1 protein-coding gene is annotated in these 1000 nt (G+C 64.0%); it reads left to right on the top strand.

Annotated features, from left to right (window positions below):
- Window positions 1-1000, top strand: a 1000-nt coding sequence (locus B3C64_RS08400) for an ABC transporter ATP-binding protein (RefSeq protein ID WP_291535027.1), incomplete at both ends; no start/stop codon positions are given.

Consider the following 1000-nt stretch of genomic DNA (forward strand, 5'->3'; position numbering starts at 1 on the left):
GCCGAGCGGGCCGTATGCGCTCCGCGACGTTGATTTCACCGCGCAACCAGGTCGGATCACCGCGATCGTCGGACCATCGGGCTCGGGCAAATCCACGGCGGTGAGACTGCTCGCCGGCACATTGACCGGCTATCGGGGCCGGTTGGGTCTGGACGAACGGCTCGCGGATGGCGAATCGTCGGCGTTCTTCGACATCGACCGACTCACCGTCGAATCACTGACCCGTGAGATCTCCATCGTCGGCGCGCGCAACCATCTGTTCGCGGGAACGCTGCGCGACAATCTGCTCATGGCCGACCCCTCAGCCGACGAGCGCAGGTTATGGCAGGCGTTGGAAGACGCGCACATCGACGATTTCGTGCGCACGCAGCCGCAGGGACTCGACATGCGCATCGAACAGGGCGCCGGGAACCTGTCGGGCGGGCAATGCCAACGTATCGCCATCGCGCGTGTGCTGCTGCGCCAATCGGCCGTCTGTATCTTCGACGAGGCGACCAGCAGCGTCGACGTGGAAAGCGAAACCCTGATCCTGCGCACCATGCGCGCGCTCGCTGACGCCGGCAGAACCGTGATCATGGTGACGCATCGCATGGCGAACGCGGCGGATGCCGATCATGTGGTCGTGTTCGACCATGGCCGCGCCGTCGAACAGGGCTCGCATGCCGAACTGTTGGCGGCGAACGGCGTATATGCCCGGCTCTTCCGCGCGCAGGAGACCGTGGAACAGGTGGGCAGACGCTCCATGCCGGCGGATGGTCCGGAACCGGTGCCGCTGCGCGATTTGGAGGAAATGGACGGGAACGTACATGATGCCCCACGAATTAATGCCCCGCGAATGTCCGGTTCCTCGACTGCCTGCACGATTCCACCGTCCGATTTCGCGGAATCGGATGCGTATGCCATCGACGGCGTCTCCCCGGATTCCGGCTCGGATGAGAGCCGCATCCAGGTCGAAAAGGCCGTGCATGTATCCGAGAATGTGTCCGGTTGCAAGAATGTG

This window comes from Bifidobacterium sp. UBA6881 (assembly GCA_002451435.1).
Lineage (GTDB): Bacteria > Actinomycetota > Actinomycetes > Actinomycetales > Bifidobacteriaceae > Bifidobacterium.